Here is a 25319-nt window from a genome sequence, read left to right as displayed (position 1 = left end):
TTTTTTGTAATTGTTAACCTCTTAAATCAACTAAAAACAAAATTTTAAACAAAAAAATAAAAATGACGAAATTATTTAAATATTCAGCACTTGTATTCCTCATGTTATTCCTTTCGCAGGGAGCTTTCTCGCAGAGCCTGAAAAAAGGAAAATGGGATAAACAAAATAAATCTATCAGCGGAAGCTGGGAGATCACTAAAAAATCGGATGGTACCTATATTGTTTTGAGCGATGACTTCAAGACCAAAAAGGCACCGGATCTAAAGCTCTTTCTGTCCAAGAAACAGGCCTCATCGGTTAACGGAAAAAATGCGACAAAAGATGCTGTTTTTGTAGCAAAACTAAAGAGCCCTAAAGGTGGGCAATCATACAAAATACCGTCTAACATCAATATTGATGATTATACCTCGCTGCTTATTCATTGTGAAAAATACAGTATTTTCTGGGGAGGCGGTAATCTATAACATAATTTTTTAACACCGTAAATAAGGGGGCAGGAATGTCCCTTTATAGTTTTTCGAGCTCCGGTTTGAATATCCGGGCATACTTCCCGATCACTTCCCTGGTAAATTCTTTTTCCTCATCTATCCGTCCGAGTATCTTTACTCCTCCCATGCTTTTAATGATCGCCTCCGTAGTAGGGTGTTCGTCACCGCTAAAGATCACGGAAACATCAAAGCCTTTTTCCTTTAAAAGTTTAATGGTCAGTAAGCTGTGGTTTATACTTCCCAGATAATGGCGGGATACTACAATGACCTTATAGTCCGGTTTGATCAGATCCAGAATGGTCTGGGTGTTGTTCAGAGGAACAAGCAAACCTCCTGCTCCTTCAATAACCAGGTGATTATCGGTTGAAGGTTCTACGATCTCTCCAGTCTTTATCTCTATTCCGTCTATTTCTGCCGCGGCATGCGGACTCATCGGGGTGTGGAGGGCATAGCTGTTGGGGTGGATCCTGCTCCGGTTGTTGGAAATAAGTTTTTCCACCTTATGCTTATCGGCAAAATCCAGTTCTCCCGCCTGTACCGGTTTCCAGTAATCTGCATTAAGAGCCTCGGTTACAATTGCCGAAACTACCGTTTTTCCTACTTCTGTTGATATCCCGGTTATAAAGATCTTTTTTCTCAACTCAACTCCTGTTTACATGATTGCACTGAGTGCAAATGTACTTTCGTCTTTCGAAAAAAGGGAACAATTTGTAAAATATATTTCGCGTATTGTGATAGGGTAACATTTTGGATTCTCCGCAATTTCCGCAGACAATCGGATTCCCTTCCAGGTCTTCGGTATACTGCCTGATATTTTCGTAGATCTCCATGGCCCTTTCCTTATCCTCATCCTTTACCTGGAGCTTCACCCCTCCGATAGCATTACTTATTAAAGGGTCTGAATCCAGGGTATGCTCGTCTTTCAGATACACGTATATGGATTCGGATTCCAGTTTCCCTTTTAAGATCTGGGCATCCGCCGTATACTCAAAAGTGGCCAGGGTGTAAAAACTATCTTTCATCTTTCTTCTATTAATTCTTTTAAAAGTAGTAAAATTTCTTTTATTTCTTCTTTGGAATTATAGACGTGCAGGCAGAACCTCAGGCGTTCCATCCCCAGGGGAACGGTAGGTGACAGGATGGGTTTTACATCAAATCCCGCTTCCTGCATTTTCATTGCTATCCGCTTTACTTTTTCATTTCCACCAATTACGCAACAATGGATAGCGGAAGTGCTTTCTACGAATTCCGGAACCAGTTTGAGTTTTTCCAGCTGCTCCCAGAAATATCTGATATTCTCCTCAAGTTTTCTTCGCCTCTGTTCTCCTTCTTCCGAAGAAAGAAAAGCATAAGCCGTATGGATGGCTGCCAAAGAATGCGGTGGTAATGCAGTTGTGTAAATAAAGCTTCGCGCAAAGTTTACGAGATATTCCTTCAGTTCTGCAGATCCCAGAACAGCCGCCCCATGGCATCCCAGGGCTTTTCCGAAGGTTATAATACGGGCAAAGACCTTATTTTCCAATCCCTGTTCCTGTATCAGCCCGCAGCCTTTCTCCCCAAAAACCCCAACAGCATGAGCTTCATCGATGATCAGATGCAGCTTTTGTTCCTCACAAAATGCTGTAAACGCAGACAGGTCGGGAGTATCTCCGTCCATAGAAAATACAGATTCGGTAACTACAAAAACATCCTGTTCTCCATTATCACTTCTAACCCTTTCGAGGAGAGCGGAAAGATCGTTTATATCGTTGTGCTTAAACTTATAGGATCTTGCATTCGACATCCCGATACCGTCCCGGATGGAAGCGTGGATAAACTCGTCATATAAAACAATATCTCCCTTTTGAGGAACGGAAGAAAAGAATCCGATATTGGCATCATAACCCGAATTAAAAACAAGCGCTGCTTCTGCCCTGTGGAAACTACCGATCTCCTCTTCAATTTCCCTGTAAAGGAGGTGGTTTCCGGAAAGCAGGCGGGAACCTGTGGCCCCGTTTACTTTTATGTTTTTTTCTATCAGGTATTGGTGAGTATCGTTAAAAACAGAAGCCGATCCCGCAATACCCATATAATCGTTAGAGGAGAAATCGATCCCGATCTCCTCCTTCGAAAGACTTCTGAATGCGTTTTGCTCTTTACGGGCATTAAGCTTGCCCATCAGCTTGTCCGGAACTCCTGCCATAGGGCTAAAATACAATAATTTGCCATCTCTTTCGAGTGATTCTTAAATACGTTCTCTAATCAAAAAACATTCTTTTTTAATAATTAATTATCGTTTTTCGATAATTTTATTATATTTGACTTGAAAAACAATTCTTTGAGTCATGAAAAACAAATCATTAATACTGCAAATACTTCTGGCATTTATGTTTTTCAGCATTCTGAATGCTATTTTAAGTGATATCTGGTACTATAACCTGGATCATCTGAAAGGTTTAAAAGTATGGAATGCAGAGGAACATGAAGGGAAAGAAAGCATTGCCAATATACGCGACAAGCAATGGTTGGAATTCGCTTATAACTCCATTTACTGGACCTTGTTGCTTTTAAAATTCTATTTTCTCCTCGGATTGTATTATTTGTTTACCATTTTCAGGAGTTTTGAAAAGGAAAAGTATTTTTCGTCTTCCATTATTAATTCCTTCAGGAAGGCAGGAAGTGTCTTTCTCTTATACTGCATAGCGGTTTTTGTGCTTAAAGCTTTATTTCATCTCATCTTTTACAGTAAGAACATAGCCAAACACTTTTATAAATTTGATGAAAGCTACACCCTTTTGTTTATCTGCGGCCTGGCATTTTACGCCTTTGCGGAGATCTTTAAAAAAGCTCAGAAATTACAGGAAGAAAACGATTTAACCATTTGATCTATGCCTATTATTGTCAACCTCGATGTAATGCTTGCCAGGCGAAAAATGAAAAGTAAGGAGCTGGCCGAAAAGATAGGGATCACTACCGCTAATCTTTCCATCCTGAAATCGGGCAAGGCCAAGGCCATTCGTTTCTCTACCCTGGAAGCTATTTGCAGAGAACTGGACTGCCAGCCCGGCGACATTCTGGAGTTCTCAGCGGAAGAATAATGGTTTTCAATCTTTTGAAAGAGTTCTTTATCATTTTTCTTTATTAATAATTACATTTGATAAAACCTTTTAAAAATGAATCTCTCGAAAACCCTTGCATCCGTATTTTTTATATCTCTTTTATTCGGATGTGCCAATCAACCTGAAAAAAACACTGAAGATCAGGAGATCTCCTATGAGATCTCTTTTGAGAATGCCGTTCATCACGAAGCGGTGATAAAAGCAACTTTTACAGATCTTAAACCCGGTAAAGTTTCGCTAAGAATGAGCCGTACTTCCCCCGGAAGATATGCACTTCATGAATTTGCCAAAAATGTATACGACCTGAAAGTAACGAACAGCAAGGGAGAAGAGCTTAAAGTTGAAAGACCCGATCCCTATCAGTGGGATGTAAATGAACACGATGGTACCATTCACCTAAGCTATACACTCTTTGCCAATCGCGGAGGAGGAACTTACTCGCAGGTAGATGAAACCCACGCCCACCTTAATATTCCGGCAACTTTTATGTTTGCCAGAGGCCTGGGAGACCGCCCTGTTAAAGTTACCTTTAATACCAGGGATGATCTTAACTGGAAAGTGGCTACTCAGTTAAAGCATTTAGAAGGAAATACCTATTGGGCGCCCAACCTTCATTATTTTATGGACAGCCCTACCGAAGTGAGTAATCACAGTGTGCGTGAATTCACGGAATCATCCAATGGCAAGGATTACAATATCAGATTTGTATTGCATCACAACGGTACCGATGAGGAACTGGACGCTTATTTTGAGAACGTAAAGAAAATTGTAAAACAGCAAAAGGAAGTATTCGGAGAACTCCCGGATTTCGATTTCGGGGAATACACCTTCCTGGCATGTTATATAGGTAATGCTTCCGGAGACGGGATGGAACACAGGAACTCGACCATATTAACCAGTACCCGAAGTCTTGCAGACGGAGGTATGAGCAGGAATATAGGAACGGTTTCCCATGAGTTTTTCCATGCCTGGAATGTAGAGCGTATAAGGCCTCAGGCTTTGGAGCCATTTGACTATGAAGAGGCCAATATGAGTGGGGAGTTATGGTTTGCGGAAGGCTTTACCAGTTATTATACCGGTCTTATTTTATGCCGTGCCGGTATTATTACTCCGGAAAACTATGTTAACGGCCTGGCAGGAACTTTTAATTATGTCTGGAATTCGCCTGCACGCCGCTTTTTTAATCCTATAGAAATGAGTTATCAGGCTCCTTTTGTAGACGCAGCCACCTCTGTAGACCCTGTAAACAGGGAGAATACTTTTATCTCTTACTATTCTTATGGAAGTGTTCTGGGATTGGCGCTCGATCTGGCATTGCGCAATGAAGGGAAAGACCTCAACCTGGATGATTATATGAAAAAAGTATGGAATACCTACGGAAAAGAGGAGATCCCATATACAATAGATAACCTTCATTCCGTGCTGAACGAATACGCCGGCCAGGAATTCGGAGATAATTTCTTTAATAATTATATCCATAAAAGTGAGATGCCGGATTACAAAAGCTTTTTTGAGAATGTGGGGGTTTCGCTTAAAACCGATGACACCAAAGCTTATCTCGGTGCAAGTACCAGGAACGGACGTATCAGAAGGAATCCTCAGATAGGAAGCCCTGCTTATAAAGCCGGTCTTGAAAACGGTGATACCATTCTTGAAGTAAACGGCACCACCATAGATGAAAACACTACTGTTGCTTCACTATTGGAAGGGATGAAACCCGGAGATGAGATCAGTATTAAGTTTACGCGTCACGGAAAAGAAAGACAAACCTCGGTTAGTCTGGGTAAAGATCCGGCCTATACGATTGCTCTTTATGAAAAAGACAATATCCCTGTAAATGATAAAATGCGCTCCAACAGGGGAGCCTGGTTAAATAAACGCTAAATAAGATGGGCGCTTCAATTGTATATAAAAGAGCTTCGTCTGATGACGAATTGCAGCAGATCCTCGAGATACAGAAGCGGAACTTTAAGGTTAATTTATCTGAAGAAGATCAACAGCTTGAAGGTTTCATAACGGTACATCACAGCTTTGAGACCCTTAAAAAGATGAATACAAGCTGTGCCCATATCATTGCCAAAGACGGGAATACGGTGGCAGGCTACGCGCTGGCCATGCTGCCTTCTTTCCGGGAGGAATTCCCGGTCCTTGTTCCTATGTTCGAAACAGCCGATGAGTTATTAAAGGGAAGGAAATATATTGTAATGGGCCAGGTCTGCATAGACCGGCCGTATCGGAAGCAGGGAATTTTCAGAGGGCTTTATGGTTTTTACAGAGAGGAATTGAAAGACGAATTCGATTGCCTGTTCACCGAAGTGGCCAGCAGTAATATACGATCTCTGGAAGCGCATAAAAGTGTTGGCTTCAAGGTCCTGAAAACCCAAACAAGCGATGGCGTTTCCTGGGAGCTTATCAACTGGGAATGGCGGGAGGAATGTTGATTGTTGATTGTTGCTCCTTCGCCCAAGCTACGGAGCACATGGAAACAAACTAACTGCTAACAGCTAGCTAATTAAACAACAACCATTGTTAATTGTTCATTGTCAATTGGCATTATTCCTTATCCAGGTCATATCCGAAATCAATACCTTTCTCGGTTCTCGGAACACCTTTGGTCATCCATTTAGGTGCGGGCTCTCCCTTGAGATAATGGTCGAAGAACTGCATCATCCTGATAGAAAGGTCCTGTCTGTTCTTAACATTCCTCAGGTTATGAGCTTCGTCATTATACACCAGTAACCAGGCCGGTTTCTGAAGTCTTCTCATCCCCATAAACATTTCTATCCCCTGGTAATACGGAACGGCACCATCGTTGTCGTTATGCATCATCAGTAAAGGGGTTTTGATCTTGGGGATCCCGAATAAAGGTGAGTTTTCAATATAGAGGTCAAAGCCTTCCCACAGGTTTTTTCCCAGTCGGCTTTGTGTTCGTTCATACTGAAAAGCCCTGCTTAAACCGGATTGCCATCTGATCCCACCATAGGCAGAGGTCATATTACTTACCGGAGCTCCCGCCATTGCGGCCTTAAACTTATCGGTTACCGTAATGAGATAGGCCACCTGATATCCTCCCCAGCTCTGTCCCTGAAGGGCCATATTATCGGTGTCTATATATCCCTCTTTCACAAGGGCATCTACACCGGATACTATACAGTTATACGCACTTGGACCCGGTTTCCCGTCCTTATAAACAATATCCGGAACAAACATGATATAGTCATTACTAACCAGATAGGAAGAATTAACCGTCGATGCACTCGGTTGAGGGGATCTGTAATTCCTGTAGGTATCCGAACGCTTTTCATAGAAATAGGTGATCACAGGATATTTTTTAGAAGGATCGAAATTTTCAGGTTTATAGATAATTCCTTCCAGTTCGGTCCCGTCGTATGCTTTCCAGGAGAAAAGCTCTGCAGTTCCCCATTTAAAATCTTTTTGCTGCGGATTGACATCCGTGACCTTGTTTGAGGTACGGAAGCTGTCCTTACTGAGATACAGGTCGGGATAGGTTGTGAAATTCTGCTTTCTGAAACCGTATACTTCGGCATCTTTAGCCTTTACATAACCCGATACCAGGTACTCTCCCGCCTTCATTCTTTCTCTCATTTTTCCCTTGCGGAGGCTGTACAAACCGGAAGCTTTGGTTGTTTTATCAAACCCGGTTAACAAGAGTTCCTTATTCAGGTAAGACGCTTTTCTGCGGTTCTCCGGATCCAGGTTCAATACCCGGTAAACAATATTGTCCTTTCTTCCGTTTGCGCTGATATTAACTCCTTTGGTCTTTCCGTCCAAAGCTATTTTCCAGACATCGTACTTATCGTAGATAAGAGCATTTCCATCAGCATCAAAACCTCCAAAACCATGAGACGGAGGTAACGACGGATGATCGTCATCTTCGTCATAAAACGGTACTCCAAGTCCATCGGTCAGATTAGTTTTTGAACGGTCCGACAGCCTGATAGAGAACCAGTGCTTTGCATCTACATCGTAATAAAGGGCATAGTTGCCATCGGGAGATAAAACAGGTTGATTTCCGGCTTTACTTAAAGCCAGATGTTTTTGTCCTGTATTCGCATCGATAACATAAAAATCCCTTCTCCACGGCGACTCCCAGGAGCGCTGAATACTATAGGGGATACTATTAACTCCAATGGCAAAGCGGTTTTCCCCTTCCCTGTCAAAAAACACAAAGTCCATATCTTCATCCTGAAGGTGGGTCACTCTTTTACTTTCCGGAGAATAATAGGACACAAAAGCTCTTTCCTTTAACTGCTTAAATCTCGATTTCTGCTCCGGTTGAATGAGTTCGTCCTTCCAGTTCCACACATCTACCTGAGGAACCTCTTCATCCAGAAGGGTTGTATCTTTTTGCAGGTTTATTTCCGGTCTGGAATAGAAAAACAATCTTTTTCCTGTTTCGGAGAAGTACGGGCTTATGTCCTTACTGAGTTCCCAGTCTTTTTTAAGGTTCTTCCCTGAGATATCGGTAAGCTTATTTAGAGTATTCCCTGTATAGTGATATAATTCGAATTTAAGAGAATCGGTTTCCGTAGAATCCTTGGCAGCCATATATGCAAACTGTTTCCCCTCTTTATCGGTAATCAGTTTATCATAGGCATATTTGCCGGTATCTATCATCTTTTTCGCCCCGGATTCCAGGTCGTAAGCATATACTCCTATATCGCTTCCTTTTTTCTTTTTAAGGGAGTAGTAGAGTGAAGGGCCTTCTTCTGCCAATGCAAAATCCTTGATCTGATGAAGGGTATCTTTCCCGCCTGTTTTCAGGTTGTACACCAAAGCATAGTCCTGCTCAAAAACCTTGCTCTTTTTCTTTTTTACAGTATCTTTTTTCTTATCTCCCTCTTCTCCTTTTTCTTTTTTCTTCTTTTCCTTTTTGTTCTTGAATTTTTCAATAACTGCCCAGGCTCCCTTTTCTGAGAGTTCATATTTCTTAACCCTTGAAACCGAGTCGGAGATCCTGTTATTCTTTACATCATACACAAACAGCATATCCTTTTCCCGATCGTCCTTTTTTACTTTTTTCTTCTTCTCTTTCCTGACATCCTGATATTTGGGTTTCCTTTTAAAGACCACATAATTCTCATCGGCAGAAACAGAGGCGTCATAGCCATTGTGAAAAACAAACTTGCTTTTGGTATCCGTGTTGTAGATCATCAGGTATCCGTCGCCACGGCCTGTTGTCGTTACTACGGTTGATATCATTAGTTTTCCCTTATCGGATATTTGTGTATTCCCGATATTTTTCCACAGGTCGTAATCGTCATGGCTTATGGCTTTCTTTTGAGAGAATACAAAAGAAACACTAAAAAGAACGGCTAGAAGAGTGATTTTCCGGATCATTTTGGCTGGAGTTATAGATTGGTAAATTGAGTTTAGTTCTTAAAATCAATGAAATATAAAACTTTTTGGGGAGGGACTATGTTAAAATTAACATCTCTAACTTAAAGGATGACAGATGTTAGTTATTAGTTGTTGGTTATTAGTTGTTGGTTGTTAGCTGTTAGTGATTAGTTTTTAGCCATTAGCCATTGGAACCTGGAATTTGGTCCCGATAGCTATCGGGATTGGAATTTGGAGTTTGGTTGTTGGTTGTTGGTTGTTGGTTGTTGGTTGTTGGTTGTTGGTTGAAGGTATACAGGATTAGTTGATTTGAAAATGAGTTAATTTGGAAATTGCTCATTGTTTATTGTTTATTGCTTATTGATCATTGTTCATTGCTAAAAAAGTCTGTTATTCACAATTGCCTTATAAGATCTTCCGATAGGAATAGTGGCATCTCCTATTTTGATCTGGTTTCCGGTGATGCGATCTATACAGGAGATCTGGATCATAAATGAACGGTGAACCCTTAAAAACTGTTCGGAGGGGAGTGTGCTTTCCATATTGGACAGGGTTTCATGAATAAGAAGTACCTCCTTTCCAACATGCACTTTTACATAATTCCCATAGCTCTCCAGGTAGAGGATATCGTCGAGTTTAATATGATAGATCTCTTTATCTCCTTTTAAGAAAACACTTTTGGAAGTTGCTTCCTTTACCGGGCTGCTTTTCCCTGCCGCATCTGCCTGTTCCTTTGCTTTCTTTACTTTGGTATAAGCTTTTAAGAAACGATCAAAACCAAAAGGCTTCAGCAGGTAATCGGTAACTGTTAACTCATAGCTCTCTACCGCAAACTCCGAATAGGCCGTAGTAATGACTACCAGAGGAGGATTACTCAGGGTCCTGAGAAAATCGAGTCCCTTTAGTTTTGGCATCTCAATATCCAGGAATATCAGATCTACCTCCTTTTTTTGTAACAGGCTGATGGCTTCTATCGCATTATAGCATTTGCCCACCAATTCCATGTCATCCAGTTCTCCGGCATATTCTTCTATGATATCATGAGCTATAGGCTCGTCGTCGACAATAATATATTTCATCAGGATAAATTTAATAAAGTTAAGCGGGCCTTAAAGCTATTGTCTTCTTTTTTAAGCTCCAGCTGATGCCTGTCTTCATAAATGATCTCCAGTCTTTTTTGCAGATTCTCCAGGCCTATCCCGGCAGGTTTGCTATTGGCTTCCGGATCGAAATTATTATCTACTTCAAATAAAAGCTCATCTTCGCTTACTTCCAGCTTTACATGAACATAGGCTCCTTTAATAAGGGAATCCACTCCGTGTTTAAAGGCATTCTCCAGAAATACGATCAGAAGGAGGGGAGCGATCTTCAGTTCCTTATCGGCGATCTTTTTGTCAAAAACAATCTCTACTTTTTCATGATGCCTTATCTGCTGTAGTTCGAGATAGTTCTCCAGATAGTTGAGTTCCTCTTCCAGGCGTACTTCCTGCTCCTGCCCCTTATAAATAACATACCTCATTATTTCGGATAGCTTCAGGATGATATCGGGGGTTTCATCAGCTTTCTTCTTGGCCAGACCGTAAAGGTTGTTCAGGGTATTAAAAAAGAAATGCGGGTTTACCTGGCTTTTCAGCAGTGCCAGTTCGGCTTTTGTCTTCTCGGCTTTGATATTCCGGAACCATTTCCACTGTTCATAAACCCAGAAAAGAATGAAGAACGGGACCGGCAAAAGGAATAGCATGGCAATATTGAGGAATTCCTGTCTCTCCTTTTCATTGGTAACCAGTAAGGCCGATTCATTATTGCTCAGGGAGTAGAAATACAACAGGAAGAGACCGCCGTAGATCCCGAGGATAAAAAACTTATAGCGGTTAAAAAATTTCGGAGCGAGGATATTAAACGCCAGGATACAAAAAATGATCAGCAGTGAAAAGGTAAGCGGATTGTCGGGAATACCTATCAATCCTTCCGACATCAGGATACCGATAAAGACCAGTAGCAAAAAACCGATCTTTACCAAAAGTTCCTTCTTTTTTAAGAGTGTTGGAATGAGTTTCTTCTTTTTAAACCTGTGCATATACCAGGAGACTCCCAGAAAGAAAATAAGGCCCCAAAAAAGGACTATAAAGAAAAAAGAAGCCCTCTCCATTTTAAAATAAACGGAAAGAACCGTGCCGCCAATGGTTACCGCAAGCCCTAAAAGCACATACCTGAAGTAGGTCTCTGCCTTGTGATACAAAACAAAATAGATAAGCACAGAAAAAACAAAGCCCCAGAAAACAAAGCCTGCTATATTAAACAACTGTTCGTCTTTATCGATGAGAATAAGCCCTATTTTCTGGAGATATACCTTCAGGATATAGGTAAGGGCAAAGCCGTAAACCAAAAAATCGTATTTCTTCAATTTGTAAAACATAGCTCAAAAATACTAAAGCCGCTCCCTCCTTACAATTTAATACGCAGACGGTATCAAAATACATGCGAATGTCACTCTTTTCCTGATAAACGTCATTCAACTCATTTAATATGCTATCTGCAATGAGATATGGTAAGCCGTCACAATAATTATTAATACAGTTTTTACGCTTTTAAGTTCGTGCTTCAATCAAAATGCTGAAAACATGAATACACTTGAAATTCGAAATCTGTCCAAAACCTATCCCAACGGCATAAAAGCCCTGAACAATATTTCCCTGCGTATCGACAACGGAATGTTCGGTCTGCTGGGTCCGAACGGAGCAGGTAAATCCTCTCTTATGAGAACCATTGCCGGTCTTCAGGAACCGTCAGAAGGAGCATTGCTCTTTAATGATCAGGATATTATTAAAGATCCGCAGCAAATACGCAATGTATTGGGTTATCTGCCTCAGGAGTTTAACGTATATCCTAAAATTGCGGCATACGATCTGTTAAACCACATTGCCATACTAAAGGGTATTTTAGATAAAAAAGAACGAAAAGAGCAGGTAATTGCCCTGCTTCATCAAACCAATCTCTATCAATACCGCAAAAAAGCGGTACATACTTTTTCGGGAGGAATGAGACAGCGTTTCGGTATTGCGCAGGCCCTGCTTGGCAATCCTAAACTTATTATTGTTGATGAACCAACGGCCGGCCTCGATCCTGAAGAGCGAAACCGTTTCCTCAATCTGTTGAGTGAGATAGGAGAAAATATTATTGTCATCCTTTCCACCCATATTGTAGAAGATGTGAGAGACCTCTGTACCCAAATGGCTATCCTCGGGGAGGGGCATATCATCTCTAAGGGAGTTCCATCCGAACTGGTAGACGACCTGAAGGGAAAAATATGGCATAAAGTAATTGCCAAAGAAGATCTTCCTGCATACAGAAATGCATTCAAACTTATTTCCACACGTTTGTTCTCCGGAAAAACACAGATCCACGTTCTGGCTGAAGAAAAGCCAGAGGCCGGATTCGACCTTGTCGCTCCCGGTCTGGAAGACGTTTACTTTACCAAATTATTAAAAAACCCATCATAAATCATACTGATATGTTCCTTAAACTATTAAAATTTGAATGGGCTTATCATTCAAAACAGCTTTCTTTTCTGATATTTTCCATCGCTTTTCTCCTCTTTGGTTTTATGGGAGCTACCCTCCTTCAATTCGGAGGTCTCAGCAGCGTGAATATCAATTCGCCTTATCAGGTTTCTTATTTTGTCAATCTGTTGAGCCTGACTTCGGTCTTTGCTATTATGTTCTTTTGTGTGCAGGCCGCCGTACGTGATGCTCAGTACCGATTGGATGGTATTATTTACAGCACATCGATCAGCAGGAGAAACTTTTTCTTAAGTCGCTTCCTCGGAGTCTTTACAGTCGGATTGTTTGTCTTTAGCCTTATCCTGCTGGGATATATTATCGGGACCTATACACCTCTGGCCGACCCGGAACGCCTGGCGCCATTTAACGTTATGCACTATGCCAGGATCTGGTTGTTTCAGATAGTACCGAATATCTTTATCCTGACCGCTCTTTTATTTGCCACCGCCATTCTAAGCAGAAAGGCACTCACCATTTATGTTTCGGCCATAGCGATCTATACCCTGTACTGGCTTTGTGCCATCTTCTTAAATTCTCCTTTCCTGGCACAGGCAGTTCCGCCATCACCGGAAAATATGATCATTGCCGCTTTGGCCGATCCGTTCGGGATCTCTGCATTCTTTGAGCAAACCCAGTATTGGACCCCGTTCCAAAAGAACAGTCAAAACCTCTCTTTTTCCGGTTTCTTTATGTGGAACAGAATTATATGGATCTCTTTTGCATTGCTCTTAAGCTGGGCCAGTTACAAGATCTTCTCTTTCCGGAAATTAGATCGCAAGGCCGGGAAGAAAGAGGTATTCTCGTCTTCGAAGACCGAAAAGACCATTTATAAGCCCACTCCGGCATTTACTTCCGGGAACAAATTTCAATGGGCCACGCTAAGAACTTTAATCGGTTTGGAACTGAAAGGTATTTCCAGAAGCCTGCCTTTTATAGGTATTTTACTCATCTGGATAGTTATTGTAGCATCAGAGATCTATACCCGTATTAACGGAGGAGGAGATTACAACAACGATCTTTACCCGACCACCGATCTTTTAATATGGTTGATCAAAGACCCGCTTCCGCTTCTCAGTACCATTCTTATAATTTTTTACAGCGGAGAGCTTGCCTGGAAGGAACGCACCACCAACTTTAACGGTATCATAGACGGGACCCCCACATCCAGCCTGGCGTTCTTTGTTTCTAAATTCACTGCCCTGATGCTCCTTCCGCTGATGCTGATCTTTCTGAGTATTCTGATCGCAGTCGGTTTTCAGATCTCCAAGGGATATTATGAATTCGAGTGGACACAATATCTGTTCCTGTTCTATCACTCGGGAATGAGAAGCCTGTTTTACGGATGCCTGGCTCTTTTTATTCAAAGCCTGGCGCCAAACAAATATATAGGCATGTTTATTACCGGCCTCCTCATCGTACTTATGGGAAGTTCTCTGGCCGCAGGTATCGGTATTGAACATCCTATGCTTCAGTTAGGGAACTTTCCGCGGACTACCTATACCAATATGACCGGATTTGGCCATTACAGCAAACCCTTTAATCAATTTGCTCTTTACTGGCTGTCCGTTGCCCTGATCCTGGCTGTTTTATCCTTTAAATTATGGAAAAGAGGAGCTATTTCCGGGCTTAGGTTCAGATGGAGAAGATTAAGGAGTAAATGGACAAAGACCGAAAAAGCTATCCTGTTTTCTTCTTTGCTTCTGTTGCTTGTATCCGGAGGGTCTGTCTTTTATAACACCAATCTGGTAAATGAATACACTACCATCGATGACCGTCTGGATTTCAGCGAAGCTTATGAGCGTAAATACAAAAAGTATGAGGAGCTCGAAGAACTATTTCCGGTAGCAATGAAGACAGAAGTTGCTATGTTTCCCCAAAAAGCCGAGATGGTCATAAAAACCGATTATATCCTCGAGAACAAGAATGAAAATCCTGTAAAGACCGTTCTTATTTCAGAGAGGGAGCCGCTGCGTTCGGTATGGCTGGAAAATGCACGTCTGGTAGAGAAGGATTCAGCCTTTAACACTTACCTTTTCGAACTTGACAGGGAGTTGCTACCCGGAGAGCAATTAAAGTTCCGTTATGAAGCTTTTGTGAACAATGACGGTTTCGAAACCCGGAGGGATATCGTAAATAACGGCTCCTATATACTTCATCAGAGTTTTGAGCCTTCACTAGGCTATAAGCGAAGCTGGGAGATCTCAAGCGATTTTGAGCGCCAGAAAAGAGGGCTCTCCAAGCGGGAGGTGGATGAAGTTGATTCGGGTCATCTCCAGTTTGAAGCGGATAATAAGATAGGGAAAGTCCTTTTCGAAACCGTTGTATCGACCTCCGGAGATCAAATGGCAATTGCACCGGGAAACCTCCTTCGCAAATGGACCGAAAACAACCGTAATTACTATCACTATAAAAGCGATACTCCGGTAAGCCCGTTGTTAGGTTACTTTTCGGCCGCTTACCAGCTTAAAAAAGAGATCTACAAAGGTATTTCCATCGAACTCTACTATCATCCCGGGCATGATTTTAATATAGACCGGATCATGGAGGTGACTAAAATATCGCTGGATTATTGCACAGAGAATTTCGGGAAATACCCTTTCGATCATCTGCGGATCGCAGAGATACCCTCGCACTGGCCTTTTGGAGGGATGGCTATGCCCGGGACCATCAGTATGGTGGAAGACAACCTCTACCTTATAGATCTCAGAGATCCCGGAGCTTTTGACCTGGTTGCCAAACGTACTATACATGAGGTAGCACACCAGTGGTGGGGGCATGTTATTTATCCCAAGCTAACGGATGGAGCCAGCATTTTCGTGGAAGTAATAACCAAGTACACGGAAGCGGCTGTTATGGAAAAAATTGAAGGCAGCGGATCTTTATGGCAGCTCAGTAAAAATGCAACTCAACGTTATTTTAGCGGACGCTCCTTTAGCTCCGATCCTGAGCCTCCCCTTTATCTTGTAGGCGGCGAGTCTTATCTGCAATACGGGAAAGCTTATCATGTAATGCAGGCCCTGAAAGAAATGATAGGGGAAGCGCAGCTTAATGTTGTACTAAAGGAATTGGTAGACGAATATAACGGAGGAACGGAGTTTAAAGTAACCTCTCCGGATCTGCTGGAAAAACTCTATAACATAACTCCTCAGGAAAAGCACAGCCTGATAGACGACCTGTTTAAAAGGATCATGACCTACGACCTCAGTGTACGATCTTCCAGCTACAAAAAACTGAGCAACGGGCGTTATGAGTTGAGCCTGGAATTCCATACCGGGAAATTCGAAACGGACGAATCGGGTAAGACAGCCAGGGTTTCCATTAATAATCCTATTCAGATCGGAGCTTTTATGAAGCATCCTTCCGAAATGGGGATTGATGACCGGCCGGTGTATCTGAAACAACACAAATTCAACAAGGAGAACTCACGTATAAAAATAGTGGTGGATCAGCTTCCGGAATATATCGTTATTGATCCGTTTGGCGCCCACCCGGATACAAAGCAGGAAGATAATGTGATGAGGGTTGAGTAGTTTTCGGTTGTTGGTTTTTAGTTGATGGTTGTTAGCGATTAGAATTTGGAGTTTGGAATTTGGGATTTAGTTGGTGGTTGTTGTTAGTACTAAAATTGTCATTGACTTCGTCGAATCTTTGATTTCCGCACTTGTTGCGGAATCCATTCCGGTTACGGGAAGATTCCTACCTGCGGAGGAATGACATCATAAGGAGTTTAACGCTCCTATAGTAAAGGCAGGCACCCCTCCTTTTCCTTCGACTGCGCTCAGGATGACAGGAGGGAATTTTGCTCTCACTTATTTGGAGTTTGGAATTTGGTCATTGGTAATTGATCATTGATCATTGGTTATTGGTTATTGGTCATTGCATTAAAACATAGTAACAGAAACAGTATCTTTAAGTTATGATTATCAGAGCTGCGACAAATAAGGACAGAGAACAAATTGTAGAATTGGTTCTGAAAGGGCTTTCCGAATTTGATTTTGACTATGCCAAAAACAGTTCGGAGGCCGATCTGGAAGATATTGAAGCCTCCTATACCAATGCGGGTGGTCTCTTCCTGATCTTTGAGAATGGAAGCTCTGTTATGGCTACAGGGGCGTTAAAAAATGAAGGTGAAGGCCTTTTTAAAATTCGCAAGATGTATGTGAGCAACAGCTACAGGGGTCAGGGATACGGGAGGCAAATGCTGGAAGAGCTAATAAGAGAAGCGGGAAGGAGGAATGCCCGAAAAATTATCCTGGAAACCTCTTATAAAATGGAAGCTGCAATCGGTCTTTACCACAGTTATGGATTTAAAACGGTTAAGGGGCCAATAGAATCACCCAGGTGTGACATCAGAATGGAACTCGAATACAGTGTATAAAAAAACCCTGACCGGAAAGTCAGGGTTCTTTATTTATGTTTTGCAACCGGATTAGTCTGCCAATACGATTACTTTATTGTCTTTCATTTCAACTGTTCCGGAACCAATTTTTAATGTAAGTACCTTATCATCATCGTTGTGAGGAACTATCGTTCCGTGAAGTTCATCCAGTTCCAGATGTGATTTAGTGTGTGTATGGATCTTAACAGTTCCTTCAGTAAGAAGGGAAATAACAGGGGCGTGATTTTCCAGCATCTGGAATTCACCGTTGATCCCCGGTACCGTTACAGAATCCACTTCAGCATTAAAAATAGTAGCTTCCGGTGTTACAATTTCTAAAAACATAGTTTTTGTTTTTCAGATTAAGCTTCTGCCAACATTTTCTCTCCAGCTTCCATAGCTTCTTCGATAGTACCTTTAAGGTTAAATGCTGCTTCAGGAAGGTGATCTAACTCTCCGTCCATGATCATATTAAATCCTTTGATAGTATCTTTAATATCAACAAGTACTCCAGGAATACCAGTAAACTGCTCTGCTACGTGGAAAGGCTGAGAAAGGAAACGTTGTACACGTCTTGCACGACCTACTGCCAGTTTATCCTCTTCTGAAAGTTCTTCCATACCAAGGATGGCAATAATATCCTGAAGTTCCTTATAACGCTGTAATAGCTCTTTTACACGCTGAGCACAGTTATAGTGATCATCACCAAGGATATCAGCAGTAAGGATCCTTGAAGTAGAATCCAGCGGATCTACCGCAGGGTAGATACCAAGCTCTGCGATCTTACGTGAAAGTACAGTTGTTGCATCAAGGTGAGCAAAGGTTGTTGCTGGTGCAGGGTCAGTCAAGTCATCCGCAGGTACGTAAACCGCCTGTACAGATGTAATAGATCCTTTCTTGGTAGAAGTAATACGCTCCTGCATAGCACCCATCTCTGTCGCAAGAGTTGGCTGATAACCTACCGCAGAAGGCATACGTCCAAGAAGTGCAGATACCTCAGAACCGGCCTGTGTAAAACGGAAGATATTATCTACGAAGAAAAGAACGTCTTTTCCTTGTCCGTCTCCAGCTCCGTCACGGAAATATTCTGCAACAGTTAGTCCGGAAAGGGCCACACGTGCACGTGCTCCAGGAGGCTCGTTCATCTGACCGAAAACGAAGGTTGCTTTCGATTCCTTCATAGAAGCCTTATCTACTTTAGATAAGTCCCATCCACCTTCTTCCATAGAGTGCATGAAATCATCTCCGTACTTAATAATACCAGATTCTAGCATCTCTCTTAAAAGGTCATTTCCTTCACGTGTTCTTTCACCTACACCGGCGAATACTGATAATCCACCGTGACCTTTTGCAATATTGTTGATCAACTCCTGGATCAATACTGTTTTACCTACCCCGGCACCACCGAAAAGACCAATCTTACCACCTTTTGCATAAGGCTCGATAAGGTCGATTACTTTAATACCTGTAAATAAAACCTCCGTAGAAGTTGAAAGATCTTCAAATTTTGGTGCTTCTCTGTGGATCGGAAGTCCGTCTTTACCAGCTTTTGGTAAATCTCCTAATCCGTCGATAGCATCTCCTATAACATTAAAAAGACGTCCGTAAACATCTTCTCCAATTGGCATCTGAATAGGGTTTCCGCTTGCTACAACTTCGGTTCCTCTACTTAAACCATCAGTAGAATCCATGGAAATGGTACGTACTGTATCCTCACCTACATGCGACTGAACTTCTAAAACAAGTTTAGAGCCATCTGCATTCGTTATTTCAAGGGAATCGTAAATTCTTGGAAGTTCATTTCCTGAAGAGAACGCTACGTCTACAACAGGGCCAATGATCTGTGCAACTTTACCTGTAACTTTTGACATTCTTAACTATTTAATGTTTAGTTTTTTATGTGCTAAAACAATTATAAGCTTCTTTTGATCCGAAACGATCTTTTTTAGCGGTGCAAAGATATGTTTTTAATTGAAAAATTAATAAGCTTCTTATCGATTTTTTTCTTAATTTTTATTTCCCTTTATTAAACGGTATTTCCAGCCCCTTAAAAACAAAAAAACCAGCACGGATCCGTGCTGGTTTTTAGTAATTATATCTTCTTTATCAAGGCAATGCCAACGGGAAAAGCGTCGGGAAGTCCGACAGCGTTACCATAGGCAAATTAGAACCATAGGTTGCATTGATAGATCTCATAAATTCATTTGCAATAAAGGCATATCCCCTCGATGTTGGGTGTACTCCATCCAGTCCGAAAGCTCCTCCGAAAACAAGATCAGATCTCAGTACCAGGTTCTCGTAAGGGACCCCGGTTGTGAAAACCTGCTGTAAAAGACTGTTGGCATCTACGATGGCCAGTCCGTTTTGCTGAGCTATAGCCGCAATGGTTGCATTATACGCATCTACAGCTGTTCCTATCATAGCTGCTTCGTCTGCAGTAAGTACATTAGCATCCTGAAGAGGATAGGTTACTCCTATCGTATTTAAAGGTGCAGGGATACCTGCTTGTTCTCCTCCGATGATCGTAGAAGTGGTTAACAGGATAAAGTCGTTCTCGGTAGCATGTCTTGCCTGACCGAAAAGATTTCCTATAAGTGCTGCTTCCTGTGGAGAAACACCTCCCAGTTGTAACGCACCGCTGATCTCTGCTGAATAATTTGTCAGGGACTCATCAACAATAAGTAAAGGGTTAGACTCCGAAGCTTCCAGAGCCACAAGCCTGTCTCCTTCTCCCAAACCGGCCAGGATCTGTCCGACAGGGCCTAAGAGCGCTGTGGTTAACTGAGTAACCGTAGCCTGATCTAACGGTACAGGATTATGAGGTACCGTAGTAAAGAACGGAATAATGTTCACATCCGGAATATTTGCTACCGCACCTCCGGCGCCATTTGCAGTAAGCGCATCGACAAGTCCGGTAAAAATACCTGCAAAAGCTGTCGGGTCCGTAATATCGTTAGGCCCGTAAGTTGCAGGGTTCGGATTTCCAGTCTGATCCACTCCGATACCTCCTGAAGTTGCAAAACTAAGTACGTCATTATTCCCAACCCACAGGGTAAAGAATGTCGGGTTTTGCGCAAGGGCATCGGCCAGGATAGTAGCATTCGGGCTAGAAGCCATCCTTACAAAATAAGGGTTAGCTGTTCCTGCCTGAATACCGGCAATATTTCCATAACCCGGTAATCCGATATGGAAACTCTTGGCTCCGGGTACTCCCATATTGTTAAAGGGTCCGGTTAGAATATTGGATATCTCGGTAGTCGGGTTACCTGGTAAAACCGCAGGTCCGGCACCGTCAAAGAACAATCTGTTATTAAGGATCTGATTTCCTCCTAACAATGCACCTCCCAGATTATCATTCGTAAAAGGAATATTAAACTCTCCTCCGCCTGCCATCGCAAATTGCTGTGAAAGGATATTCGGGAAAGAGTTTGTTTGTCCCGCAACGAACAGGGCTCCGTCTGTAAAACCTGCCGTCAGGGAGTTCCCTATGGAAACATAGTTAGAGAAATCTGCATTTCCGGAAGTTATCGGAACTTCCGGTTCCACCGGTGTTGTTGCATCATCGTCTGAAGTACAGGCGGCAAAACCTAAAAACAGAAGAGGCAACCATTTATAGCAATTTTTTAAGCTCATCTGGTTCTTAATATTAAAAGTTAAAGAATTAATTTATGGTCTGTAAGTCCATGAAATAAAATACTGTGCTCCAACCAATCCTGTACCGAAAGCAGTAAAGTACTCTTCGTTAAGCAGGTTAGACGCTCCGATCTTAATCGCAGACTCTAATTTCGGGATGTTATAGCTCAACTGAGCATCAACTACATTGTACGCCGGAACGTTTCCGTCTGCAAAAGATGCCTGCCAGAAGTATGAATCACTCCATCTCCAGCTTACATTGAAACCGAAATTTTTGAATAGTTCAGTATTTCCGAAAGACGCTTTCACCTTGTGCTTCGGTGTATTGAATCCTGGTCTGAAATCAGGATCAGAAGCCTGATCAAAGTCGAACTCCGCAAAAGTATAGTTCACTCCGAGGTCGAAGTTCCCTAATACTTTGGCATCAACACCGATAGTAGCTCCGTATGAGTTGATATCGGCTTCAGAGTTGGTATATGCCTGGATAACCTGAGTATCTCCGTTTGCAAGTGCAATAACCGCATTAGGAATAGGTCCTTGTCCAAGATCTGTAGCATCGCTAAGATTTACATTTCCGTATAGAGGAACTATCGTGTTTTCGGTAGAGATAAAGTCTTTATAAGAGTTGTAGTAAGCACTAAGGTCTACAATGATCCTTTTATCGTTCAGCTGCCCCCTGTATCCAACTTCAAAGGAAGTAACCTGCTCCGGTTCTACCGGATTGGGATTAGCTATCTGAAGGTCTGCAGGATTCTGTGTCTGTGCAAACAAGAGTGCAGAAGTTGCAGTAAATGAATTCTCGTATGCTCCGCTTCCGTCAAAAGTAACAGTTTGCTGTCCGCCGTTTATCAACTGACCAACACCGCTCAACGTTCTTGTTCTTTCAAATCTTGCAGGATTTCCTTCCGCAGAACCAACAAGGAAAGCAGCTCCTACGTCAAGACCGATATAAAGATCCTGAGTAGTCGGGTTTCTGAATCCTGTTTGTACGGATGCCCTGATATTGTGATTGCGTTCCTCACCAACCGTATATCCTACAGAGAATCTCGGAGAGAAGAAACCGTCAAACAACTGGTTCTTATCATAACGTACAGATCCCGTAAGCTTCAGTCTTTCATCTGCCAGCTTTTTCTGGATCTGCGTATATGCACCTACCTCAGAATAGATGATAGGCCCGTCAAAATCCGTAAAGATCGTTCCTGCAGAATTCAATTGATATTCTCTGAAGGAACCTCCAACCTGGATCTCAGCAAAGTTGCTGGTCAGGTGTGTAAAATTATAATTCGCATCTACGTGGTAAAGTTTCGTATTATCCTGGAATCTGGAACCTGTAAGAAGGTCCGGATCTGAAGTAACTCTGTCAAAAGCTTCCTGGAATTCAGGAGTTCCGGGAATTAATCTGTTCCTGTCTGCAAATTGTCTACCTGCAGCATGCGCCTGATCGTTAGTACCTCCGGCAAGGATGGTCTGGATAAAGGCTCCTGTATATTCTCCAAACCAGGTTTGGTCGTCGCTATATGCACGGTTAATGTTGATCCCTGTAAAACGGGTATCATAAGTATCTCCTGCAGACTCACTGGTTACATATCCTCTCAGGAAGAAGTTCTTGTTTCTGAACTCCAGTTTATGCTGCTGAAGCGTAAAGTTATTCAGGGAATATCTGTTAGCTCCCTGGTAAATAGTAGATCCCTGACCGATACGTCCGTTATAGATGATCTCAAAGTCATCTGCAAAAGGACGATACACTAATGTCAGGTCTGTTTTAATACTTTCTGCATTGTATTGAGTAAGATCTCTTTCTCTGTATCCTGTTCTGCTCACGGTTTCACTCGGAACCAGGTTAGCAGCACCGGCCGGGATAAGTCCCTGAGACTCGAGTGCATCCGCAACCCCTCTTAAGTTGGTTGCCACCTCATCTCCGTAGATATTCAAACCGTCAAAACCAGGATCGGCTCTTGTCGCTCCCGGATTATTCACGTCCACTTCATTCACCGCAAACCAGTCTCTACCGCTCAGGTAAGAGAAGTTAACCTTCACAGCAAATTTATCACTAAAGGCATGTGCAGCCCTGAATCCGAAGTCATAGAAAACATTATCGCCGGCTGCTTCCTGAGAAGTGATACCGGTCTTACCATAAGTGCTTATTCCCTGAACATCAAACGGACTTTTACTTCTTAGGAACAAGATCCCGTTAAAAGCGTTTGCCCCATATAAAGCAGAAGATGCACCCGGTAGTAATTCCACACTCTGTACATCGTTCTCGTTTATTCCAACAATATTACCAATCACAAAATTCAGTGCGGGAGAAGAGTTGTCCATCCCGTCTACCAACTGAACAAAGCGCGTATTTGCGAAAGTGGCAAAACCTCTTGTGTTAATCGATTTAAAGGTTAAACTGTTTGTATTGAGGTCTACCCCTTTAAGATTTTCCAACCCGTCATAAAAAGAAGGAGAAGCTGTATTCTTGATCTCTTTTATCCCGAATCGTTCTACGGAAACCGGAGATTCAAAAATACGTTCAGGAGTCCTGGATGCAGAAACCACGATCTCATCCAATAAAGTCTCCTCAGAATTCAGGACGATATTCAACTCCTGATTATTCGCAGTAACCGCAACAGTAGTTGTAGCATAACCTATACTCGAAACAGTTAAGTTAAAAGGTGGTACCTCCGAAGTTGTCAGAGTAAATTTCCCGTCAAAATCTGAGGTTGTTCCGATAGTTTTCCCTGTAATTACAATATTGGCCCCTGGAACGGGCGTATTGTTCTCATCCACAACTTTACCTGTAATGGTAGTTTGCGCAAAGGACGACAGTCCCCACAGCAATAAAATTGCTGAAAATAGTGTTCTCATCATTCTATTTAGTAATTAGTAATTTGACGAGAACAATATACAGAAAATTATCAATTATTTAACATTAGCCTATCGAATTTATAGAATTTATAACTATTCCACAGTCACCGATTTTGCTAAATTTCTTGGCTGATCTACATTACATTCTCTCATTACAGCAATATAATAAGACAACAATTGTAAAGGTATGGTCGTGAGAAGCGGAGAAAGCGCTTCCTCAGATGCCGGGATCTCAATAACGTGATCTGCAAGCTCTTTTACAGAAACATCTCCTTCGGTCACAATAGCAATGATCTTCCCTTTTCTGGACTTGATCTCCTGGATATTACTCACCACCTTTTCGTAATGTCCTTTCCTGGTAGCAATTACCACTACAGGCATTTGCTCATCAATAAGGGCAATAGGTCCGTGTTTCATCTCCGCAGCAGGATAACCTTCTGCATGGATATAACTGATCTCTTTTAACTTAAGAGCTCCTTCCAGGGCAACCGGGAAATTAAATCCTCTTCCCAGGTACAGGAAGTTGGTCGCATCTTTGTATATAGCCGATATTTCTTTTACGTGATCGTCGGAAAGCAGGGTCTTCTCTACTTTCTCCGGGATTAACTCCAGCTCCTGAAGATGAAGCCTGTAATCCGAACTCGACATGGTTCCTTTGGCTCTTGCCAACCTTAAGGCAATTAAGGTAAGGACCGTTATCTGAGTTGTAAATGCTTTGGTCGATGCCACTCCGATCTCAGGACCGGCATGCGTATATGCTCCTGCATCGGTTTCTCTCGAAATAGAAGATCCTACCACATTACAAACCCCGAACACAAAAGCTCCTTTGGATTTAGCCAGTTTAATGGCCGCCATGGTATCTGCGGTTTCTCCCGATTGAGAAATGGCTATTACCACATCCTTTTCGGTAATGATAGGGTTTCTGTAACGGAATTCCGAAGCGTATTCAACTTCTACCGGGATACGTGCAAATTCTTCAAAGATATATTCCGAAACAAGGCCGGCATGCCATGAAGTTCCGCAGGCCACAACAATGATACGTTCTGCGTTGAGGAATTTCTTCATATTATCTTCAACACCCGCCATTTTAACAATAGCTTCATTAACCAGCAGTCTTCCCCTGTAGGTATCTCTGATGGCATTGGGTTGTTCGAAGATCTCCTTAAGCATGAAATGATCGTATCCGCCCTTCTCTATCTGCTCCAGGTTAAGCTGAAGTTCCTGAACATATAGATCTACCAGGGAATCGTCTTTTATCTTTCTTACTTTTACTTTCTTACCTCTTCGCACCACAGCCATTTCCTCATCTTCCAAATAAATGGCGTTGTTTGTATATTCTATAAAGGGTGAAGCATCCGAAGCAATAAAGAACTCATCTTCACCTACTCCGATCGCCAGCGGACTTCCGAGTCTGGCCACTACTATTTCATCGGGTTTGGTCTTGTCGAACACGGCAATGGCATATGCACCGATTACCTGGTTCAAAGCGATCTGAACCGCTTTTCCAAGCTTTACCCCTTCATTTTTCTTAACATCTTCTATCAGGTTAACCAGTACTTCCGTATCTGTATCGGACTGAAAGGTATAACCCCTTTTAGTAAGCTCCTTTTTTAAGGGCTCGTAATTTTCAATGATCCCGTTATGGATAATTACCAGGTTCCCGGAATTTGAATAATGCGGGTGGGAATTAACATCGTTAGGTACTCCGTGCGTAGCCCATCTGGTATGACCCAGACCAACGCTTCCGGCAGTAGATATCTCTGATTCTGCTTTGTCTTTTAATTCCTGGACTTTCCCTTTGGTTTTGGACAGATTGATATCTGTTCCGTCATACAGCGCAACCCCGGCACTGTCATAACCTCGGTACTCCAGTCTTTGTAAACCTTTAATGATAATGGGATATGCGTCTCTGTGACCCACATAACCTACAATTCCACACATAGTTTTG

Annotated in this window: 19 protein-coding genes; 8 read left to right on the top strand and 11 right to left on the bottom strand. The window is 42.3% G+C overall.

All coding sequences use genetic code 11. The features are described from left to right. Positions 1 to 62 precede the first annotated feature (62 nt). Complete coding sequence (locus GWK08_RS13730; RefSeq protein ID WP_163607797.1) at positions 63 to 464, top strand: DM13 domain-containing protein; 402 nt, start codon at positions 63 to 65, stop codon at positions 462 to 464. 43 nt (positions 465 to 507) lie between these two features. Here GWK08_RS13730 and bioD read toward each other — a convergent pair whose 3' ends face one another. From bioD to GWK08_RS13715, 3 genes are read right to left on the bottom strand one after another with little or no spacing between them, the layout of a single operon-like run. Beyond that, on the bottom strand, positions 508 to 1128 hold the full coding sequence (gene bioD / locus GWK08_RS13725) for a dethiobiotin synthase (RefSeq protein WP_163607796.1): 621 nt from the start codon (positions 1126 to 1128) through the stop codon (positions 508 to 510). A 1-nt stretch (position 1129) separates the two neighbouring features. After that, the gene (locus tag GWK08_RS13720; protein WP_163607795.1) at positions 1130 to 1510 is read right to left on the bottom strand and encodes a putative signal transducing protein; all 381 of its coding nucleotides are present in this window, start codon (positions 1508 to 1510) and stop codon (positions 1130 to 1132) included. Next, the gene (locus GWK08_RS13715) at positions 1507 to 2670 is read right to left on the bottom strand and encodes an aminotransferase class I/II-fold pyridoxal phosphate-dependent enzyme (RefSeq protein ID WP_163607794.1); all 1164 of its coding nucleotides are present in this window, start codon (positions 2668 to 2670) and stop codon (positions 1507 to 1509) included. The genes GWK08_RS13720 and GWK08_RS13715 overlap by 4 nt, the downstream gene beginning before the upstream one ends. 142 nt (positions 2671 to 2812) lie before the next feature. Here GWK08_RS13715 and GWK08_RS13710 point away from each other — a divergent pair, with 142 nt between their 5' ends. The 4 genes from GWK08_RS13710 (at position 2813) to GWK08_RS13695 (ending at position 6027) form a co-directional block, all read left to right on the top strand. Beyond that, entirely contained in the window at positions 2813 to 3352 is a 540-nt protein-coding gene (locus GWK08_RS13710) for a DUF2975 domain-containing protein (RefSeq protein ID WP_163607793.1), read from the top strand. A 3-nt stretch (positions 3353 to 3355) separates the two neighbouring features. After that, positions 3356 to 3565 carry a helix-turn-helix domain-containing protein gene (locus GWK08_RS13705; protein WP_163607792.1) on the top strand — a complete coding sequence of 70 codons (210 nt, stop codon included), beginning with the start codon at positions 3356 to 3358 and terminating at the stop codon, positions 3563 to 3565. A gap of 75 nt (positions 3566 to 3640) precedes the next feature. Further along, complete coding sequence (locus tag GWK08_RS13700) at positions 3641 to 5470, top strand: M61 family metallopeptidase (RefSeq protein ID WP_163607791.1); 1830 nt, start codon at positions 3641 to 3643, stop codon at positions 5468 to 5470. 5 nt (positions 5471 to 5475) lie between these two features. Continuing rightward, the gene (locus GWK08_RS13695; RefSeq protein ID WP_163607790.1) at positions 5476 to 6027 is read left to right on the top strand and encodes a GNAT family N-acetyltransferase; all 552 of its coding nucleotides are present in this window, start codon (positions 5476 to 5478) and stop codon (positions 6025 to 6027) included. Between the two features lie 112 nt (positions 6028 to 6139). Here the strand turns inward: GWK08_RS13695 and GWK08_RS13690 are convergent, their stop codons facing one another. From GWK08_RS13690 to GWK08_RS13680, 3 genes are all read right to left on the bottom strand, one after another. Continuing rightward, the gene (locus GWK08_RS13690) at positions 6140 to 8947 is read right to left on the bottom strand and encodes a S9 family peptidase (protein ID WP_163607789.1); all 2808 of its coding nucleotides are present in this window, start codon (positions 8945 to 8947) and stop codon (positions 6140 to 6142) included. A gap of 377 nt (positions 8948 to 9324) precedes the next feature. Beyond that, complete coding sequence (locus GWK08_RS13685; RefSeq protein WP_163607788.1) at positions 9325 to 10026, bottom strand: LytR/AlgR family response regulator transcription factor; 702 nt, start codon at positions 10024 to 10026, stop codon at positions 9325 to 9327. Next, positions 10026 to 11363 carry a sensor histidine kinase gene (locus GWK08_RS13680; protein ID WP_163607787.1) on the bottom strand — a complete coding sequence of 446 codons (1338 nt, stop codon included), beginning with the start codon at positions 11361 to 11363 and terminating at the stop codon, positions 10026 to 10028. Before GWK08_RS13680 ends, GWK08_RS13685 begins: the two co-directional genes overlap by 1 nt. Positions 11364 to 11568: 205 nt before the next feature. On the opposite strand from GWK08_RS13680, the gene GWK08_RS13675 reads away from it, so the two are divergent. The 3 genes from GWK08_RS13675 to GWK08_RS13665 all read left to right on the top strand — a co-directional run bounded on the left by GWK08_RS13675 (position 11569) and on the right by GWK08_RS13665 (position 16885). Continuing rightward, positions 11569 to 12447 carry an ABC transporter ATP-binding protein gene (locus tag GWK08_RS13675; protein WP_163607786.1) on the top strand — a complete coding sequence of 293 codons (879 nt, stop codon included), beginning with the start codon at positions 11569 to 11571 and terminating at the stop codon, positions 12445 to 12447. A gap of 11 nt (positions 12448 to 12458) precedes the next feature. Further along, complete coding sequence (locus GWK08_RS13670) at positions 12459 to 16037, top strand: ABC transporter permease/M1 family aminopeptidase (RefSeq protein WP_163607785.1); 3579 nt, start codon at positions 12459 to 12461, stop codon at positions 16035 to 16037. Between the two features lie 386 nt (positions 16038 to 16423). Beyond that, positions 16424 to 16885 (top strand): GNAT family N-acetyltransferase, encoded by a 462-nt coding sequence (locus GWK08_RS13665; protein ID WP_163607784.1) that lies wholly within the window; start codon positions 16424 to 16426, stop codon positions 16883 to 16885. A 51-nt stretch (positions 16886 to 16936) separates the two neighbouring features. Here the strand turns inward: GWK08_RS13665 and GWK08_RS13660 are convergent, their stop codons facing one another. The 5 genes from GWK08_RS13660 to glmS all read right to left on the bottom strand — a co-directional run bounded on the left by GWK08_RS13660 (position 16937) and on the right by glmS (position 25312). Further along, on the bottom strand, positions 16937 to 17230 hold the full coding sequence (locus GWK08_RS13660; RefSeq protein WP_163607783.1) for a F0F1 ATP synthase subunit epsilon: 294 nt from the start codon (positions 17228 to 17230) through the stop codon (positions 16937 to 16939). Between the two features lie 17 nt (positions 17231 to 17247). Next, complete coding sequence (atpD, locus tag GWK08_RS13655; RefSeq protein ID WP_163607782.1) at positions 17248 to 18756, bottom strand: F0F1 ATP synthase subunit beta; 1509 nt, start codon at positions 18754 to 18756, stop codon at positions 17248 to 17250. A gap of 235 nt (positions 18757 to 18991) precedes the next feature. Continuing rightward, positions 18992 to 20518: an SGNH/GDSL hydrolase family protein gene (locus GWK08_RS13650; protein ID WP_163607781.1), complete on the bottom strand. Its 1527-nt coding sequence runs from the start codon at positions 20516 to 20518 to the stop codon at positions 18992 to 18994. 33 nt (positions 20519 to 20551) lie between these two features. Then, positions 20552 to 23371, bottom strand: a complete 2820-nt coding sequence (locus GWK08_RS13645; RefSeq protein ID WP_163608263.1) for a TonB-dependent receptor — start codon at positions 23369 to 23371, stop codon at positions 20552 to 20554. 93 nt (positions 23372 to 23464) lie between these two features. Further along, positions 23465 to 25312 carry a glutamine--fructose-6-phosphate transaminase (isomerizing) gene (glmS, locus tag GWK08_RS13640; protein WP_163607780.1) on the bottom strand — a complete coding sequence of 616 codons (1848 nt, stop codon included), beginning with the start codon at positions 25310 to 25312 and terminating at the stop codon, positions 23465 to 23467. Positions 25313 to 25319: the final 7 nt, after the last annotated feature.

This window comes from Leptobacterium flavescens, assembly GCF_010671605.1.
Classification (GTDB): Bacteria; Bacteroidota; Bacteroidia; order Flavobacteriales; family Flavobacteriaceae; genus Leptobacterium; species Leptobacterium flavescens.
The sequence above is the reverse complement of the archived record's forward strand: the minus strand, read 5'-3'. Positions and strand labels throughout refer to the sequence as shown.